The 18,386-nt window shown below is 40.7% G+C and carries 18 protein-coding genes and 1 pseudogene; 15 read left to right on the top strand and 4 right to left on the bottom strand.

From position 1 onward, the window contains the following. The first annotated feature begins 52 nt into the window (after positions 1-52). From mlaF to murA, 7 genes are all read left to right on the top strand, one after another. On the top strand, positions 53-856 hold the full coding sequence (gene mlaF, locus M1F17_RS16610; RefSeq protein WP_004258281.1) for a phospholipid ABC transporter ATP-binding protein MlaF: 804 nt from the start codon (positions 53-55) through the stop codon (positions 854-856). Positions 857-862: 6 nt separating this feature from the next. After that, positions 863-1,645 carry a lipid asymmetry maintenance ABC transporter permease subunit MlaE gene (gene mlaE / locus M1F17_RS16605; protein ID WP_004258277.1) on the top strand — a complete coding sequence of 261 codons (783 nt, stop codon included), beginning with the start codon at positions 863-865 and terminating at the stop codon, positions 1,643-1,645. Between the two features lie 3 nt (positions 1,646-1,648). After that, entirely contained in the window at positions 1,649-2,152 is a 504-nt protein-coding gene (gene mlaD / locus M1F17_RS16600) for an outer membrane lipid asymmetry maintenance protein MlaD (RefSeq protein WP_004258272.1), read from the top strand. 35 nt (positions 2,153-2,187) lie between these two features. Next, positions 2,188-2,817, top strand: coding sequence for a phospholipid-binding protein MlaC (gene mlaC / locus M1F17_RS16595; RefSeq protein ID WP_094961514.1), 630 nt, complete (start codon positions 2,188-2,190; stop codon positions 2,815-2,817). 1 nt (position 2,818) lies between these two features. Further along, positions 2,819-3,109, top strand: coding sequence for a lipid asymmetry maintenance protein MlaB (gene mlaB, locus M1F17_RS16590; protein ID WP_094961515.1), 291 nt, complete (start codon positions 2,819-2,821; stop codon positions 3,107-3,109). A 222-nt stretch (positions 3,110-3,331) separates the two neighbouring features. Further along, positions 3,332-3,586, top strand: a complete 255-nt coding sequence (ibaG, locus tag M1F17_RS16585; RefSeq protein ID WP_004258269.1) for a BolA family iron metabolism protein IbaG — start codon at positions 3,332-3,334, stop codon at positions 3,584-3,586. 52 nt (positions 3,587-3,638) lie between these two features. Continuing rightward, positions 3,639-4,901 (top strand): UDP-N-acetylglucosamine 1-carboxyvinyltransferase, encoded by a 1,263-nt coding sequence (gene murA / locus M1F17_RS16580; RefSeq protein WP_004258258.1) that lies wholly within the window; start codon positions 3,639-3,641, stop codon positions 4,899-4,901. A gap of 98 nt (positions 4,902-4,999) precedes the next feature. On the opposite strand, the gene degS is transcribed toward murA, so the two are convergent. The 3 genes from degS to zapG all read right to left on the bottom strand — a co-directional run bounded on the left by degS (position 5,000) and on the right by zapG (position 8,357). Next, entirely contained in the window at positions 5,000-6,064 is a 1,065-nt protein-coding gene (gene degS, locus M1F17_RS16575; protein WP_004258255.1) for an outer membrane-stress sensor serine endopeptidase DegS, read from the bottom strand. 115 nt (positions 6,065-6,179) lie between these two features. Next, positions 6,180-7,574, bottom strand: coding sequence for a Do family serine endopeptidase (locus tag M1F17_RS16570; protein WP_094961516.1), 1,395 nt, complete (start codon positions 7,572-7,574; stop codon positions 6,180-6,182). Positions 7,575-7,952: 378 nt separating this feature from the next. Beyond that, positions 7,953-8,357, bottom strand: coding sequence for a Z-ring associated protein ZapG (zapG, locus tag M1F17_RS16565; protein ID WP_004258244.1), 405 nt, complete (start codon positions 8,355-8,357; stop codon positions 7,953-7,955). Positions 8,358-8,703: 346 nt separating this feature from the next. Between zapG and zapE the strand changes: the two genes are divergently transcribed. The 6 genes and pseudogenes from zapE (at position 8,704) to tnpA (ending at position 13,324) form a co-directional block, all read left to right on the top strand. After that, positions 8,704-9,834 (top strand): cell division protein ZapE, encoded by a 1,131-nt coding sequence (gene zapE, locus M1F17_RS16560; RefSeq protein ID WP_110591214.1) that lies wholly within the window; start codon positions 8,704-8,706, stop codon positions 9,832-9,834. Between the two features lie 307 nt (positions 9,835-10,141). Beyond that, a complete protein-coding gene (rplM, locus tag M1F17_RS16555) occupies positions 10,142-10,570 on the top strand; it encodes a 50S ribosomal protein L13 (protein WP_004258237.1) in 429 nt (142 codons plus the stop codon). 14 nt (positions 10,571-10,584) lie between these two features. Then, the gene (gene rpsI, locus M1F17_RS16550) at positions 10,585-10,977 is read left to right on the top strand and encodes a 30S ribosomal protein S9 (protein ID WP_004258235.1); all 393 of its coding nucleotides are present in this window, start codon (positions 10,585-10,587) and stop codon (positions 10,975-10,977) included. 545 nt (positions 10,978-11,522) lie between these two features. Continuing rightward, positions 11,523-12,164 (top strand): stringent starvation protein SspA, encoded by a 642-nt coding sequence (gene sspA / locus M1F17_RS16545; protein ID WP_004258227.1) that lies wholly within the window; start codon positions 11,523-11,525, stop codon positions 12,162-12,164. A 7-nt stretch (positions 12,165-12,171) separates the two neighbouring features. After that, complete coding sequence (gene sspB / locus M1F17_RS16540; RefSeq protein ID WP_172412237.1) at positions 12,172-12,663, top strand: ClpXP protease specificity-enhancing factor; 492 nt, start codon at positions 12,172-12,174, stop codon at positions 12,661-12,663. 185 nt (positions 12,664-12,848) lie between these two features. Continuing rightward, positions 12,849-13,324, top strand: a pseudogene (tnpA, locus tag M1F17_RS16535) (IS200/IS605 family transposase). A gap of 123 nt (positions 13,325-13,447) precedes the next feature. Here tnpA and M1F17_RS16530 read toward each other — a convergent pair. Continuing rightward, positions 13,448-14,854: an FAD-dependent oxidoreductase gene (locus M1F17_RS16530; RefSeq protein WP_318837074.1), complete on the bottom strand. Its 1,407-nt coding sequence runs from the start codon at positions 14,852-14,854 to the stop codon at positions 13,448-13,450. Between the two features lie 300 nt (positions 14,855-15,154). Here M1F17_RS16530 and arcB point away from each other — a divergent pair, with 300 nt between their 5' ends. Together arcB and elbB are read left to right on the top strand one after the other, a co-directional pair. Further along, entirely contained in the window at positions 15,155-17,500 is a 2,346-nt protein-coding gene (gene arcB, locus M1F17_RS16525; protein WP_144139756.1) for an aerobic respiration two-component sensor histidine kinase ArcB, read from the top strand. A gap of 232 nt (positions 17,501-17,732) precedes the next feature. Continuing rightward, on the top strand, positions 17,733-18,383 hold the full coding sequence (elbB, locus tag M1F17_RS16520; protein WP_096864412.1) for an isoprenoid biosynthesis glyoxalase ElbB: 651 nt from the start codon (positions 17,733-17,735) through the stop codon (positions 18,381-18,383). The last annotated feature ends 3 nt before the right edge of the window (positions 18,384-18,386 follow it).

Genomic DNA, 18,386 nt, shown 5'->3' with positions numbered 1-18,386 from the left:
ACATCTGAACGGATAAAAACATTTACGCGTGGTGTATAACGAGTTATTTAACATGCAAGCACAGACAGACAACTTAATTGAAGTACGGAACATGTCCTTTACTCGAGGAAATCGGAAAATATTTGAGAATATTAATCTGACCGTTCCCCGTGGAAAAATTACGGCAATTATGGGGCCGTCAGGGATTGGTAAAACCACATTACTGCGCTTGATTGGGGGCCAATTACGGCCAAACGAAGGTGAAATTTGGTTTGATGGTGACAATATTCCAACACTGTCACGCTCAAAGCTGTATCAGTCCCGTAAAAAGATGAGCATGCTGTTTCAATCAGGGGCGCTATTTACGGATATGAACGTATTCAATAATGTGGCTTTCCCTCTACGTGAGCACACGAATCTGCCAGAATCGCTGATTCACACTACGGTAATGATGAAATTAGAGGCGGTTGGTTTACGTGGCGCCGCAAAATTAATGCCATCCGAATTGTCAGGTGGTATGGCACGGCGTGCTGCATTAGCGCGTGCTATCGCACTTGACCCAGATTTAATCATGTTTGATGAACCTTTTGTCGGTCAAGACCCGATTACTATGGGGGTTTTGGTTAAATTGATTGATGAGCTTAATCAAGCACTGGGTGTGACCTGTGTCGTGGTTTCCCATGATGTTCCAGAAGTATTGAGCATCGCAGATAATGCTTATATTGTTGCACAGCAGCACGTCATTGCTCAGGGAACAGGTGAGGAATTACGTGAAAACCAAGACCCTCGTGTGCGACAATTTCTTGATGGTATTGCGGATGGGCCTGTTCCATTCCGTTTTCCCGCCAATGATTATCTAGCTGATTTATTAGGGTAAAATAAGATGATAATAAAGGCGATAGCAGCCTTCGGACGCCGATGGATTGATATATTTTCCGCGTTTGGTCGAGCAGGTTACATGCTGTTTCGCGCCTTACTCGGCAAACCAGAGTTTCGTAAACAATGGCCATTATTGATGAAGCAATTGTACGCTATTGGTGTGCAGTCATTGCTGATCATCGCTGTCTCAGGGTTATTTATTGGGATGGTTTTAGGGTTACAAGGTTATTTGGTTCTCACTACGTTTAGTGCTGAAGCTAGCTTAGGTATGATGGTGGCACTTTCACTATTACGTGAATTAGGCCCTGTTGTGACCGCCTTGTTGTTTGCTGGACGAGCGGGTTCTGCATTAACAGCTGAAATTGGCTTAATGAAAGCGACTGAACAAATTTCTAGCCTTGAAATGATGGCAGTTGACCCGCTTAGGCGTGTGATAGCCCCACGGTTTTGGGCTGGTTTTATTAGTATGCCGTTGTTATCTCTTATTTTTGTTGCTGTCGGTATTTTAGGTGGCGCACTAGTTGGGGTTGACTGGAAGGGGATTGATGAGGGCTTTTTCTGGGCTTCAATGCAATCTTCCGTCGATTGGCGGCTAGATTTAGTCAACTGTGTGATTAAAAGCTTAGTCTTTGCTATCACAGTGACTTGGATCGCATTATTTAATGGCTATGATGCCATCCCAACTTCGGAGGGGATAAGCCAAGCTACAACAAGAACAGTTGTGCATGCGTCATTGTCTGTTTTAGGACTGGATTTCGTACTTACCGCACTGATGTTTGGGAACTAAGTCATGCAAAGTAAAAAAAGTGAAATATGGGTTGGTTGTTTTATGTTGCTGGCGATTGCCGCAATTATCTTTTTATGTTTAAAAGTCGCTGATTTAAAATCGATAGGAAGCCAATCCACCTATCAAATCTCAGCCTCTTTTGAAAATATTGGTGGCTTAAAAGAAGGCTCACCAATTAAAGTTGGTGGTGTGGTGGTTGGCCGAGTTGCCAGTATCACACTAGATAAAAAGAATTATGTTCCTGAAGTTAAAATTGATTTATTGAGCGAATACGACAATATTCCTGATTCAAGCTCGCTGTCAATTCGCACGTCAGGTTTGTTGGGTGAACAGTATATTGCAATGAATATCGGCCCAGATGATGAAGAATTAGGTATAGCAATCTTAAAAAATGGCGGGCGTCTTGAAGATACTAAGCCAGCTATGGTATTAGAAGACTTAATTGGCCAGTTTTTATATAAAAGTGGTGATAGCCAAGGTGCAGAGCCAGAGTCAACTGCACAGTAATTTGATGCTCCCTTTGAAGAATAAAGGAATGAATTATGTTTAAACGTTTAATGATGGTTGCTATGTTGGCAATTGCGCCATTTGCCATGGCAGTAGACCAAACCAACCCTTATAAATTAATGGATGAAGCGGCGGCGAAAACGTTTAACCGCTTGAAATCAGAGCAACCTAAAATTAAGCAAGACCCTGAGTACCTTAGAACAATTGTTCGTGAGGAATTATTACCTTATGTACAAGTTAAATATGCAGGGGCTTTGGTGTTAGGAACCTATTATAAAGGGGCAACTCCAGTACAGCGTGAGGCTTATTTCAAAGCGTTTGAAGATTACCTTGAGCAAGTTTATGGTCAAGCATTGGCCATGTACCATGGTCAAACGTATCAAATAGCACCAGAGCAACCGTTGGGAGATAAAAACATTGTTGCTATTCGTGTGACTATTGTTGATACCAACGGCCGCCCTCCCGTACGTTTAGATTTCCAATGGCGTAAAAATAGTAAAACTGGCTACTGGCAAGCTTACGACATGATTGCAGAAGGTGTGAGTATGATCACAACTAAGCAAAATGAATGGGGTGATATTTTACGTAAGCAAGGTGTTGATGGCTTAACAAAACAGTTAGAAATCAGTGCAAAAGCACCTATTACTTTAGAAGAGAATAAGTAATATGAGTCAGTTGTTAGCATGGGAACTCATTGAAACAACGCTATATTTCAACGGGACATTAGACCGTGATTCGCTTATGTCGTTTTGGAATAGAAAAGAGTCATCGCTAGAACATACTGAAAGTATAGATGTTTCTGGTCTTAAACATGTGGACTCAACAGGGTTGGCGATGCTCGTTCGCTTAAAAGGTGAATTCCAAGCTAAAAACCGTTCACTGAATATTACTGGTGTCAGTGATAACTTGAAGACATTGATTGAGCTATACGGGGTTCAAGAGGTTATTCTCAATTAGGTTAAATATCCTAAATTGGGTCAAGTTATGTAAAAATGAGCGCCTCTATGTGCTTTTCGGCACGAGAGGCGTTTTCTTTGGTTTAAGTGTTAAGCCTAATCCTTTAGGATAGAGGATTAAGCTCTGGCTGTTCTTATTGCGATGTTTCTGTATGCAACGCATGCAATTTGCACTATTTAGAGTAAAATTATAAATCACAAATAATTAATAAATTGAGTCATTATGGATACCAACGAAATTAAGCAAGTATTGATGGAAAAATTGTCTCTGAATGAGGCTATTGTTACTGGTGATGGTAGCCACTTTCAGGTTATTGCTGTCGGTGACATGTTTGACGGCATGAGCCGTGTTAAGCAACAGCAAGCAATTTATGCACCTTTAATGGAGTATATTGCGGATAACCGCATTCATGCTTTGTCTATTAAAGCGTACACCCCTGCGCAATGGGAGCGCGATCGTAAACTTAGTGGCCTTTGATTTCAAAGCCTAAGCGAACAGACTGTAAAATTCGACATACGAGAATACTTGAATGGATAAGTTTTTAGTTAAAGGACCAACCCGCTTAGAGGGTGAGGTCACGATATCTGGCGCAAAAAATGCGGCATTACCAATTCTGTTCGCTGCTCTGTTGGCTGAAGAGCCAGTAGAAATACAGAATGTCCCTCATTTGAGGGATATTGACACAACGATTAAATTATTAAATCAACTTGGTACTAAAGTAAAACGCAATGGCTCAGTATATGTCGATGCAAGCACGGTAACGACATACTGCGCGCCTTATGACCTCGTTAAAACCATGCGTGCATCCATTTGGGCTTTAGCGCCATTGGTTGCCCGTTTTGGTCATGGTGAAGTCTCTTTACCAGGTGGTTGTGCTATCGGTGCTCGCCCTGTTGATTTACATATTTCTGGTTTAGAGCAATTAGGCGCAAAGATTGCTTTAGAAGATGGTTATGTGAAAGCAACGGTTGATGGTCGCTTAAAAGGTGCTTGCATTGTGATGGATAAAGTCAGTGTGGGGGCGACAGTCTCTATTATGACAGCGGCAACCTTAGCTGAAGGAACCACAATAATTGAAAATGCGGCACGTGAACCTGAAATTGAAGATACCGCTAACTTCCTAAATACCCTAGGTGCAAAAATCACTGGGGCAGGGACTGACCGCATTGTAATTGAAGGTGTTGAACGTTTAGGCGGTGGAGTTTATAAAGTACTGCCTGACCGTATTGAAACGGGAACATTCTTGATTGCTGCTGCGGTTTCACGCGGTAAAGTCATCTGCCGTAATGCTCGCCCAGATACACTGGATGCGGTGCTAGCTAAATTGCGTGAAGCTGGGGCTAAAATTGAAATCGGTGATGACTGGATTAGCCTAGATATGGAAGGCAAGCGTCCAAAAGCGGTGACATTACGTACAGCACCACACCCAGGGTTCCCAACTGATATGCAAGCACAGTTTAGCTTACTTAATCTTGTTGCTGATGGGGCGGGGATGATCACTGAAACGATTTTTGAAAATCGTTTTATGCATATCCCTGAGCTGATCCGTATGGGAGCTCATGCTGAAATTGAAAGCAATACTGTGTTATGTCACGGTGTTGAAAAATTAACTAGTGCGCAGGTAATGGCAACAGATTTACGAGCATCTGCAAGTTTAGTTATTGCGGGCTGCATTGCTGAAGGGACAACGACAGTTGACCGTATTTATCATATTGACCGTGGTTATGAGCACATCGAAGATAAGCTACGTGGTTTAGGTGCTGATATTCAACGCGTACATTCAGATGATTAATGCATTGGTAGGGTGAATGGGGCTCCTCCATTCAGCGAATCAAAAAAGGTTGTTCGATATCGAGCAACCTTTTTTTACGAAAGAGTATTTATCAATGATTATCCTGCCTGCTCATCAGGAATTTCTTCAATAATCACATCAATGTTTTTAATTTCGCCATCTCGTAAGATTTGCACTGCGGTTTTGCTTCCGGGGCGGATTTCTGCGACTAAATCCATGGTTTCTGCGGCTGAAATAGCAGGTTTGCCATCAACCGATAAAATAATATCCCCTTGTAGTATGCCCGCTTTAGCTGCTGGCCCATTTGGGGCAACTTGGAAAACCCGCAAGCCTTGTATTTGGTTAATATTATTGTTATTTGACCTAATTTGAGGCAGTTCACGCGCCGTAATACCAATATAACCACGGATCACTCGGCCATCACGGATTAGCTTATCCATGATTTTAGTGGCAAGGGCGGTTGGAATGGCAAAGCTTAACCCCTCAGAACTAATGCCTTGGCCTGCTGTGAAAGAAAGTGTGTTAATGCCAACTAACTCCCCCTCGGTATTAATTAATGCCCCGCCAGAGTTACCCGAGTTGATTGAGGCATCGGTTTGCAGGAAATTTTGCCGACGGGTAGAGCTTAACCCTACGCGACCCGTTGCACTGATAATCCCCTGAGTAACGGTTTGGCCTATGTTATAAGGGTTACCAATAGCGAGTACGACATCACCAACATGAGTGACCCGTTGCGTATTAATTGGAATAACGGGTAGGTTATCAGCGTCAATTTTCAGTACGGCGAGATCAGTCAATGGGTCCGAGCCAACCAGTAAGGCATCAAAAATAGCACCATCTTGTAAAGCGACTAAGATTTGGTCTGGGTTATCAACGACGTGTTTATTCGTGATAATGTAGCCATTTGGGCTCATGATCACACCCGAACCGAGGGATTTTAATTCACGCCCTGACTGGGAAAAACTACCTTTTGAGCTACTGTAAACATAGACTACTGCAGGCGCAGCACGGCGTACTGCTTTATTATAACTGACGGGCTCGCTATTTGTTTTACCATATAATAAGTCGGCTAAACCTTGAGGGCGCAACGAAGGAACCGCAACGATAATAATCAATGCAGTCAACAGGCCAAGCATGACAGATAAGGTTAGCTTCTTCACCATAGGATATAGAATATTTAGTTATTGCTTAAACATGTTCAGAGCATAACATAAAAAAACAGGTACAGCAGAGTGATACTGTACCTGTTTTGTTGATTTTCAGATGGTTTTTGATGAATTAATTTTTCATCAGTAAATATAAGGTTTCACCGTCACGTAATACTTTCATTGCTAATACAGGAGGTTTAGCATCAATAATCTTACGGAATTGTTCAATAGTCTCAACTCGAGCGTCATTAACACCAAAGATTAAATCGCCTTTTACGAGGCCAATGGCGGCAGCTGGCGATTTTGGTGCCACGCTATCAACTTGTACACCTTTAGTATTGCTAACGGTTGCATTAGAAATCGTTGCACCTAATAAGGATTCGCTCAACTTTTCAGCTTTAGTTGTTGAGCCTTCATCGTTCTCAAGAACCACTTTGACTTCCATCGGTTTGCCTGAACGGATTAAACCGATAGTGATCTCTTTACCAATTTGGCTGGTACCGATTTTGGCTCTTAACTCTGCAAAGCTATTAATGCGTTTACCATCAACGGAAACTAACACGTCACCGGATTTAATACCCGCTTTAGCTGCAGATGATTTAGGTAAAACTTCACTCACGAAGGCACCACGCTGCGCATCAATATTAAATGCTTTAGCGATATCGGAGTTCATTTCAGTACCTTTGATGCCTAAGATCCCGCGTTTTACTTCACCATGTTTAATTAACTGCTCGCTAAGGTTTTTCGCCATATTACTTGGGATCGCGAAACCGATACCGATATTACCGCCGCCAGGTGCCAAAATCGCCGTGTTAATACCGATTAATTCACCGTTTAGGTTAACGAGAGCACCACCAGAGTTACCACGGTTAATGGAAGCATCGGTTTGGATAAAGTTTTCTAGGCCTTCAAGGTTTAAGCCGCTACGACCTAATGCTGAGATAATGCCAGATGTTGCTGTTTGCCCTAAACCAAATGGGTTCCCGACTGCAACCGCAAAATCACCTACACGCAATTTGTCAGAGTCTGCAATACTAACAGCAGTTAAGTTTTTGATATCTTTTGCATTGCTTATTTTCAATAACGCGATATCAGTTTGTGGGTCTTTCCCAATTAAGTTAACGGCAATTTCACGGCCATCGTTTAATTGAATTTGTATTTTGTCGGCGCCATCAATTACATGGTTATTGGTTAAAATATAACCTTGCTGAGCATCAATAATGACACCAGAACCCAAGCCTTCAAATGGACGTACGCTTTGTTGCTGTTGTGGTATATTCGGGCCAAAAAAGAATTTAAGCTCTTCTGGAATTTGTTGGTTCTGTACGCGAGTACCAGACACATGAATATTCACTACAGCTGGCAATACTTTTTCAAGCATTGGAGCTAAGCTAGGCATGTTCTGGCTTTGTGCTGTTGCAGGTAAAGTGGCAGGCAATGCTGCGCTACTAACCGCAGGAATAGCCGCTAAAGATAAGCCTAAACTCATTGCTGCTGCGGTAAGAAAAAAGTTTTTTCTTTTCATAATTCAGTCGATTCTCTCAAGAATAAGTTATCAACTCACTGTGAATGCGGTTTTAGAAGAAACACAATGCGTTGAGATAATGTTGGTTGGTATCAGATTCAATTTTACTGATGACTATGACCACCGATTATGCGCAAAAGTTCCCATGACGGGTAGCGAATATCCACTCTTTTACATCTATTTACATGTACCTTAAGTGAAACTTTAACTTCTATACAGTAGATAAATAAATTATTAAATTATATTTGGATGGAAATCTTGTTCAGAATTATTAACTAAAAATTTAATAATGGAAGACACACGGAAAGTGATAAAATTTAGTAGGTTTTATAGGAAATCACCAGTAAGCACTGCTTACTGGTGATAAAAGATAAAAATTTACTTTTCTTTCTCATCAATAGGACGGAATAGACCCGAAGCACCATCTGAGTAATCTCTTGGTGGCATTTTAACAGGCGCTTGGTCGTTATCTGCTTCAGATTCGGTTAAACGATAGTTAAATGGGTTGTCTTGTGCTGGCATATCAGGCATTAATTCAGATGAACTTTGTGCCATGTGTTGGTAAAGCTGGCGGTAATCGCGCGCCATTTTATCCAATAATTCTGCGCTACGAGCAAAATGGCTAACAAGTTCTTTACGGTACTCTTCGAGTTCAGTACTTTTTTTGTCTAGCTCAGCTTGCGCTGTTTTTTGTTGGCGAAGCTTTGGGTTGCCATAGCGCACAACTAATGCACCGATGATAAAACCCACAATCAATCCGATTAATGCATACTCCCAGGTCATGCTGACTCCTTCATTACTTCAATGTTCACAGATTCAATGTTCGCAGAAATTAAATGTTGTTACCGTTACTATACCTTAAATAATTCAAGTTGCATGTAAGCGTCAAGTAAAGCGTCTTAACATATTGTAATTTGGCTAGTTAAGTGATGACAAAATCTACAAGCCCTGAGTAGGTAGGTTAAATTAGTCAACAACTTATTAAGAGTGGAATCTTAAATCGAATTTCCTTACTCTATAGCGGCTCGTTAACCGAAAGTTAAATGATAACTGAATCTGGTTATAATAAAGGCAGTGTATATCAAATAACGGTAAAAAAACCGAAAAATTTTTAAGGATTATTCAGTTAATGTCGCCGATGACCCCTACAATGCGTTATCAACAAGCGCTGGCTGATGGAAACTATCAGCCAGATGACGTACAAAAGCTCGCTGTAGAACGCTTAGATAAAATATATCAGCAGCTTGTTAATACAACTTCTCCCACTTTACAAGATAAGCCCTCAGGTTTAAAGCAACGCTTTAGCCGCCTTCTTGGTAAAGCATCGACAGCACCAATTACCCCAGTAAAAGGGTTATATATGTGGGGCGGAGTAGGGCGTGGAAAAACATGGCTGATGGATATGTTTTACGAAAGTTTACCGGGTAACCGTAAACTTCGCTTACATTTTCATCGCTTTATGAAGAAAGTACAAGAAGATTTGATGGCATTACAAGGGCAAGAGAACCCGCTGGATATTATTGCGGATGAGTTTAAAAAACAAACAGATGTGTTGTGTTTTGATGAATTTTTTGTGTCAGATATTACCGACGCTATGATCCTTGGCACTTTACTCGAAGGTCTATTCGCTCGAGGTATCACACTGGTGGCTACCTCAAATATCATCCCTGATAATCTCTATCGTAACGGTTTGCAGCGAGCTCGTTTCTTACCTGCTATTGAGCAAATTAAAAAATATTGTGATGTAATGAATGTCGATGCAGGCATTGATTACCGCTTAAGAACTTTAACTCAAGCGCATCTTTTTTTATCCCCAATTAATTCTCAAAATCGTCAGCATTTAGATGAGGTTTTCGTTAAATTGGCGGGTAAGCAAGGGGAGCAAAATCCCGTTTTAGAGGTTAATCATCGTAAGATGCAAGCCATTCATGCTGCGGAAGGGGTGCTAGCAATCGAGTTTAAAGTTCTGTGTGAAGAGCCTCGTAGCCAAAATGACTACATTTACCTATCAAATTGCTACCACACTGTGTTGCTGTACAATGTCCCCGTGATGGGAGCAACAGATGAAAATCCAGCGCGTCGTTTTTTAGCGTTAATTGATGAGTTTTACGAACGAAAAGTTAAATTAGTCATTAATGCTGAAGTGCCAATGGAGTCGCTGTATCAAGGGCAACTTTTGGCTTTTGAGTACCAACGCTGCTTGTCTCGATTGCAAGAAATGCAAAGTGAAGAGTACCTGAAAATACCTCATTTAACTTAAGGTAAACGACAAAGCAGGGTTATTAGCGAACAAGTTACCTGAATTGCATGATTTAAGCACAATATACGATGTTTATTTGAGCAAACGTAAAAAAAATGCATTTGGGGTCGATTTTTGTTTCTGACTTCTCTATAATCTTGCGACCCCACGTTACAGCGTTGTTTTTTATTTCCCAAAAAATAACGCATTAATGCCAGTTAGGCTGCTCGAAGGGGTAGGTTTACTGGACAAAGAGTCGTGTGAACCTCAGAAAGCTTATGAACATGAGTGTTCACCAACGTGTAACTTCAATATTGGGTAAGTTTTAATGAAAACTTTTACAGCTAAACCAGAGACCGTAAAACGCGACTGGTACGTTGTTGATGCAGATGGCAAAACTTTAGGCCGTCTTGCAACTGAAATTGCTAGCCGTCTGCGCGGTAAGCATAAAGCGGAATATACTCCGCACGTGGATACTGGTGATTACATCATCGTTCTGAATGCAGAAAAAATTGCTGTTACCGGCAATAAACGCGAAGACAAAATCTACTATCGCCACACTGGCCATGTAGGTGGAATCAAGCAAGCAACTTTCGAAGAAATGATTGCTCGCAGTCCTGAGCGTGTGCTTGAAATCGCGGTTAAAGGCATGTTGCCAAAAGGACCTCTGGGTCGTGCAATGTACCGTAAACTGAAAGTTTACGCAGGTAATGAGCACAACCACGCGGCTCAACAACCGCAAGTTCTTGACATTTAATCGGGATTATAGCAATGGCTGAAAATCAATACTACGGCACTGGTCGCCGCAAAAGCTCATCTGCTCGTGTCTTTATTAAGCCGGGTAGCGGTAACATCACAATCAATCAACGTACACTGGAACAATACTTTGGTCGCGAAACTGCGCGCATGGTCGTTCGTCAGCCGTTAGAGTTGGTTGAAATGTTGGAAAAATTGGATCTGTACATCACTGTTAAAGGTGGTGGTATTTCAGGTCAGGCAGGCGCAATCCGTCACGGTATTACTCGTGCACTGATGGCTTATGATGAGACTCTTCGTTCTGATCTGCGTAAAGCTGGTTTCGTTACCCGTGATGCGCGTTCTGTTGAACGTAAAAAAGTGGGTCTGCGCAAAGCACGTCGTCGTCCACAGTTCTCCAAACGTTAATTTATTACCCTTTGGGTATAAAATTGATGAAAAAACCCGTCTTAATGGCGGGTTTTTTATTGCCTATTGTTTTACTTACATTTTTATTATTGATGCTAGAATAGCTGTGTCTAATTATGATTCTTTATAAAAGAATGAATATAATAAAAGAGAAAAATAATAATTTAGTCTAAAATCAAAAATAATTATTAGTGGAACAATATTGGGATAATTCTACTAAATATAACCCGAACCCTAGAGTTTACTTTAGGTTTTTTATTCTATTTATCTTTGCTTTTTCATTAAAAAACTCTGAATTTTTATCTTTTTGAACCTAAGAATGAAATAAATCTGTGATTTTTTCGGTGTGCTCCCCCTAAGTTGTACAAAATCTGTTAGAATATGCCCCTGTTTTTTTATTTCACATTTCTCGCCTTTACTGTGCGGGAGGGTTGTGTTGACTTTCAGTATGGATAAATGAGAGTTAAACACAGGGGATTTTAAAATGGGTAATGGGTAATTAAAAATTAATTACATTTCGTCCATTTTGTATTTTGGAGGTTTTAATGGCTGTCGCTCCTAATAAACGTTCGGTAATGACATTGTTCTCTGGCCCTACTGACATTTTTAGCCATCAGGTACGGATTGTTTTGGCTGAAAAAGGGGTAAGTGTTGAAATTGAACATGTCGAACCCGGTCATCTGCCTCAAGATCTGATTGATCTCAACCCATACCAAAGCGTTCCAACATTAGTTGATCGTGACCTGACTCTGTATGACCCACACATTATCATGGAATACCTTGATGAGCGTTTTCCTCATCCGCCATTAATGCCTGTTTATCCAGTTGCACGTGGGACTAGCCGTCAATTGATGCACCGCATTCAAAATGATTGGTATTCATTAATGAGCAAAATAGAGAATGGTAGTGCGCAAGAGGCAGCAAACGCTCGTCGCCAACTCTCTGAAGAACTGATTGCGGTTTCTCCTGTTTTTGCTGAAATGGAATTCTTCATGAGTGAAGAGTTTAGTCTCGTAGATTGCTATTTGGCTCCATTGCTATGGCGTTTACCTGTACTCGGTATTGAATTGAACCCATCTAGCAGCAAATATCTGCAATTATATATGCAACGTGTGTTTGCACGTGACGCATTCTTAGCATCGTTGACTGAATCTGAGCGCGAAATGCGTTTGTCTACAAGAGGCTAAAAGAATGATGGAAATGACAGCAATGTCACCACGTCGCCCTTATTTGTTACGTGCCCACTATGAGTGGTTGCTTGATAACGATATGACTCCGCATTTGGTGGTTGATGTCACCGTTCCAGCGGTTAACGTTCCGATGGAATTTGCTCGAGATGGGCAAATTGTATTGAATGTTGCGCCAAGAGCTGTTGGTAATTTTGAAATAACCAACGAAGAAGTGCGTTTTAATGCTCGCTTTGGTGGGATACCTCGCCAAGTTTATGTCCCAATGGCCGCAATTATGGCGGTATATGCACGTGAAAATGGGGCTGGAATGATGTTTGAGCCTGAAGCTGCTTATGATGCAGAGTTATCAGCAGGTTTTGAACAGGTCGAAGAGCTTGAAGACAACATTTCTTTAGTTCATGAAACTGAATCTGTGGATGAAAATTCGCATGAGCCATCAGGGGATGAACCACCACGACCACCAAAAGGTCGGCCTTCGTTAAGGGTTGTCAAATAATCCATTAGCCGGGTTAGAAGTTAATGAATGAACAGAGGGGAATAAACCCTCTGTTTTTTGTGCATAGAAAACCCCCAGCTAGGCTGGGGGTTCCGTAAAGCTTTCAGCTTTGAATAAGATATTAAAACCCCTTTTGATTTGTTAAAACACCTTGCGGTCTGGCAACTGCAAGAGTCAAACAAAAAATCAAAAGGGGGTCCCAATGGGGGGACGAAAAGAGCTTAGCGCATACACGATGGAATTGTAAATATCACATTGTTTTTGCCCCAAAGTATAGAAGGCAAGTTTTCTACGGTGAAAAACGTAGGGCGATAGGTAGTATTTTAAGGAAATTGTGTGAGTGGAAAAATGTCAGGATAGTGGAGGCAGAATGTTGTGTTGACCATATACACATGCTTCTAGAAATCCCACCCAAGATGAGTGTTTCGAGCTTTATGGGGTATTTAAAAGGAAAAAGTAGCCTAATGCTTTATGAGCAATTTGGGGATTTAAAGTTTAAATATCGAAATAGAGAGTTTTGGTGCAGAGGGTACTATGTTGATACGGTAGGAAAGAATACGAAACGAATACAAGAATATATAAAACATCAGTTAGAACAGGATAAATTGGGAGAGCAATGTCGATCCCCTATCCGGGCAGCCCGTTTACGGGCCGTAAGTAATCCATAGATGCAAATGTCAGGGCCGTTATGCGCCTGTTAGGGCGCGGCTGGTAACAAAGCCTTATAGGCGCATATTAAAAACCTCCGGCTATGCCGGAGGATATTTATTATATAAATGAATCATTAAACCCCTAAAAATAATAAAATCCCTTCAGCAGCATTGCGCCCATCAGCAATAGCAGTCACAACAAGATCTGAGCCTCTTATTGTATCCCCGCCGGCAAACACTTTTTCATGGGAGGTTTGATAAGGAAAGGGACTGTTACGGTTTGCTATAATATGACCATATTTATCGCGCTGGATTAACGGTTTATCTAACCAAATTTGGTTATGAGGAATAAATCCATAAGCCACAATTATGGCATCGGCTTCGATAAAAAAAGTTGAATCTTTAATTAGTTCTACTTGATAACGACCATTTTCTAATTCGCCATTTTGCGTACGAGCGGCATAAACTCCCATAAGTTTCTGCTGCTCATTAATCACAAATTCTGTGACTTGCATATTAAAATGGAACTGGGCTCCTTCATCTAATGCATTAGCGACTTCTTTTCGTGAGGCTGGCATACTTTGTTCATCTCTACGATAGAAACAGCTAACCTGCTTCGCTCCTTGACGAATAGCGGTACGTACGCAATCCATTGCAGTATCTCCACCACCTAATACGATGACTCTTTTTGCGTGTAAATTAATATAGGGTTCGCCATTAGGGTTGGAAAGTTGCATTAAATGGCGTGTATTTGCGATTAGATAGGGAAGTGCTTCAAAAACGCCCTGAATCGCTTTTTTAGGTAAGTTACCTCGAATTGCTTGGTAAGTACCAGTACCAATAAAAATAGCGTCATAATTGGAAAGAAGCTCGTTTAGAGAGACATCTGTCCCTACTTCAGTATTCAATTGAAACTGAATACCCATTTCTGTAAATATTTCCCGTCTTTGGACCATTAGCTTCTTTTCTAGCTTAAATGACGGAATACCAAAGGTTAGTAGGCCCCCTATTTCAGGGTGTTTATCAAAAACGACGACATTTACTCCATTTCGAATAAGCACATCTGCGCAAGAAAGACCCGCAGGGCCTGCACCAATAATGGCGACACGTTTGTTTACAGAGCTAATATGGGAAAGGTTTGGCCGCCACCCCATCGCAAAAGCAGTATCATTAATATACCGCTCAATATGACCAATAGTCACAGAACCTGTTGTATCATGAAGTACACATGCTAATTCGCAGAGTTTTTCTTGTGGGCAAACGCGCCCACAGATTTCAGGTAAACTATTGGTATGGTGAGATAATTCAGCAGCTTCGATAATTTTATCTTCAGCAGCAAGCTTGAGCCACTTCGATATTGGGTTATGTAGTGGGCACTTCCATTCACAAAAAGGGCTACCGCAAGAGAGACAGCGGCTGGCTTGCTGTTGTGCATCGACGGCATTATTGGATTCATAGACTTCAGTAAACTCTATTTTACGGATTTCCAGCGCTTTTTTGGGGGACTCGCAACGTTGGGGACCGAAAATATTTGAACTCATGGCATTCCTTACTGAATTTTGTCTGATTTTACTTGAGATAGCTTGGGCTTTTACTTTGATTTTAGCGGCCTTCCACAAGAAACAGTAGCGTTATTGTTTTGATTTTTATGTGATTTTGATTAAAAAACACCCAAAATAAATTTTTACTTTATCTAACACAAAGAAAATACCTGATTGTTTTTTATCATTAATAGTAAAAAATGGCTATTGAATGAGCAGGATCGACATTTCGAGTGAATAATCATCCGAAACTGCCTTGTTTGATATATGATTCAAAGAGAATTTAACTAAGGGGTGGTTATGAAAGTACTTCGCGGCCTTGCGCAATACTATGTCGATTTAATGATGAAGCTCGGGCTGGTGCGATTTTCTCTGTTACTCGCATCTGCACTTGTTGTTCTCGCCATGATAATGCAAATGGCAGTGACAATTGTTTTAAGAGGGCATGTTGATAGCCTCGATATGGTGGGGTCAATTTTCTTTGGGTTAATTATTACCCCATTAGCTGTTTACTTTTTGTCGGTGGTGGTTGAGCAGCTTGAAGAGTCTCGGCAGCGTTTATCGCGAATGGTTGATAAACTTGAAGTTATGCGAAAACGTGATGCTGATTTAAACACTCAGTTACAGGGAAATATTGAACAGCTTAACCTTGAAATTCTAGAGCGAGAAAAAGCAGAGCGTGCTCATTTAGAACTTCTGGAACAATTAAAACAAGAAATGAAGTACCGTGAGCAGACGCAAATTGAACTTGAGCAGCAATCTGTTTTACTTCGTTCATTCCTCGATGCCTCACCTGATTTAGTTTATTACCGCAACGAAAATAATGAGTTTTCGGGGTGTAACCGGGCAATGGAACTATTGACTGGAAAAAGTGAAAAACACTTAGTTGGGTTAACTCCATTAGATATTTATGATGTTGAAATTGCCTCTAAGGTTATGGAAACCGATGAAAAAGTATTTCGTCATAATGTTTCTCTCACTTATGAACAATGGTTGGTATATCCAGATGGTCGTAAAGCCTGTTTTGAACTTCGTAAAGTGCCTTTTTATGATCGCGTTGGTAAACGCCATGGTCTGATGGGCTTTGGGCGCGATATAACGGAGCGTAAACGCTATCAGGAGGCGTTAGAGAGCGCGAGTAGGGAGAAAACCACCTTTATTTCTACAATCAGCCACGAGCTTCGTACCCCCCTTAACGGTATTGTTGGTTTGAGCCGAATTTTATTAGATACAGATTTAACTTCGGAACAATCTAGCTATTTAAAAACTATTCATGTAAGTGCCGTTACGTTAGGTAATATATTCAATGATATTATTGAGATGGATAAAATTGAACGCCGTAAAGTTCAGTTAGATAACCAGCCCATCACATTATCTGAATTTGTGAATGATTTAGAGAATTTAAGTGGATTATTGGTACAGCCAAAAGGGCTTAAATTTGTCATGGATGTTGCCCCTGCATTACCGAAAACGGTGCTAACTGATGGGACCCGTTTGCGGCAAATATTGTGGAATTTAATTGGTAACGCAGTTAAGTTCACGCAAAAAGGTGAAGTGAAGCTTAGTATTTGGCAAGAAGCTGAAAATAAATTGTTTTTCAGGGTTCAGGATAGTGGCATAGGTATACCTAAGGGCGAATTAGATAAAATCTTTGCAATGTATTACCAAGTAACAGATTCTGCTGGAGGTAAACCTGCAACTGGAACGGGTATTGGGCTTTCTGTCTCTCGTCGCTTAGCACAAAATATGGGAGGCGATATACAAGTTGAAAGTGAAATAGGCCAAGGTTCCACCTTTACTTTATCTATCACAGCGCCTGTTGTTGAAAGTAATGTTATTGAACAGCAAGATAGTGAAGAGGATTACCCATTGCCTGCATTACATATTTTACTCGTAGAAGATATTGAACTGAATGTTGTTGTTGCTTGTTCTGTATTAGAAAATTTAGGAAATACGGTTGATGTGGCAATGAATGGGAAAGATGCTCTCGAGATGTTTGCCCCTGGAGAATATGATTTAGTTTTATTGGATATCCAATTACCTGATATGACAGGCCTAGATATCTCTCGGCAACTCAAACAGCAGTATGATAAGCAAGACTTACCACCATTGATTGCTTTAACGGCAAATGTTCTTAAAGATAAAAAAGAATACTTTGATGCAGGTATGGATGGGGTATTGAGTAAACCATTATCAGTTCCAGCATTGACCCAAATTATTGAGCAATTTTGGGGGGAGCAATCTACTCAACCTGAAAAAATATCGGGTGAGCATGAGACTTCGAGTGTTGATGAATCTAGGCTCGATTGCGATATGCTAGAACAGTATATTGAGTTAGTTGGCCCTAAGCTTATTTATGATGGTCTAGATGTCTTTGAAAAAATGCTGCCGGGTTACTTAGCTATTCTTGATTCAAATATGGTGGCTAAAGACCAAAAAGGGATTGTTGAGGAAGCTCATAAAATAAAAGGCGCAGCAGGTTCTGTTGGCTTAAAGAACTTACAGAAAATTGCACAACAGATTCAATCTCCTGATTTACCTGCATGGTGGGACAATGTGCAAGAATGGGTCGATGAATTAAAACAGGATTGGAAAGCAGATATAGAAACTTTGAGAAACTGGGTTGATGAGCGTACAAAAAAATAACCCCAACCGAAGTTGGGGTGCGCGAATACTGCGCCAACACCAGGGAAATCGTTGATTTGCATGTGCTTTTTGTTTTTTGCAAATCATAAAATTAGGTATATCACTGTAAAGGGCAACATCAAGATACCAAAATTTAGCGAATCTGTTACAAGATTCATTAAAATCTGTGATGAAGATTGATGTTTATGCACCTTAGCGCCTGAGAGATAATTTACTACAAATGGAGGAAGATATGAAATCAATTGCGGTTATTTTAAGTGGCTGCGGTGTTTTTGACGGAAGCGAGATTCATGAGTCAGTGCTAACTATGCTAGCTTTGAGTCAATATAATGCTGAGGTTCATTTTTTTGCGCCTGATGAGTTACAACCTACTGTTATAAATCATATAAATGGCGAATTAAAAACAGAAAAACGTAACCAAATGGAAGAATCTTCACGTATTACACGTGGGAAAATATCACCTTTATCGTCAGCTGATGCTTCAAAGCTAGATGCCCTCATTATTCCTGGTGGTTTTGGGGCGGCAAAAAATTTATGTGATTTCGCAGTTAAAGGAAGCGAGTGTGAAATTAATAAAGAACTATTAAGTTTAGTACGCCAAATGCACCAACAGAAAAAGCCGCTAGGGCTGATGTGTATTGCTCCAGTGATGCTTCCTAAAATGTTAAATACATCAGTAGAACTAACTATTGGAGATGATAGTGAAACGATTGCTCAAATAGAAATTATGGGGGGGAAACATATTAAATGTGCTGTTGATGATATTGTAATTGATGAAGTTAACCGAGTTGTTACAACACCTGCTTATATGCTAGCTCAATCAATTTCTGAAGCAAATACGGGTATTAATAAGCTTGTTAAGAAAGTATTGGAAATGGCGTGATTA

Origin of the sequence: Providencia sp. PROV073, from assembly GCF_033688125.1 — a bacterium.
Taxonomy (GTDB): domain Bacteria; phylum Pseudomonadota; class Gammaproteobacteria; order Enterobacterales; family Enterobacteriaceae; genus Providencia; species Providencia hangzhouensis.
Note: the sequence above shows the minus strand (reverse complement) of the source record. Positions and strands in the feature narration are given on the sequence as shown.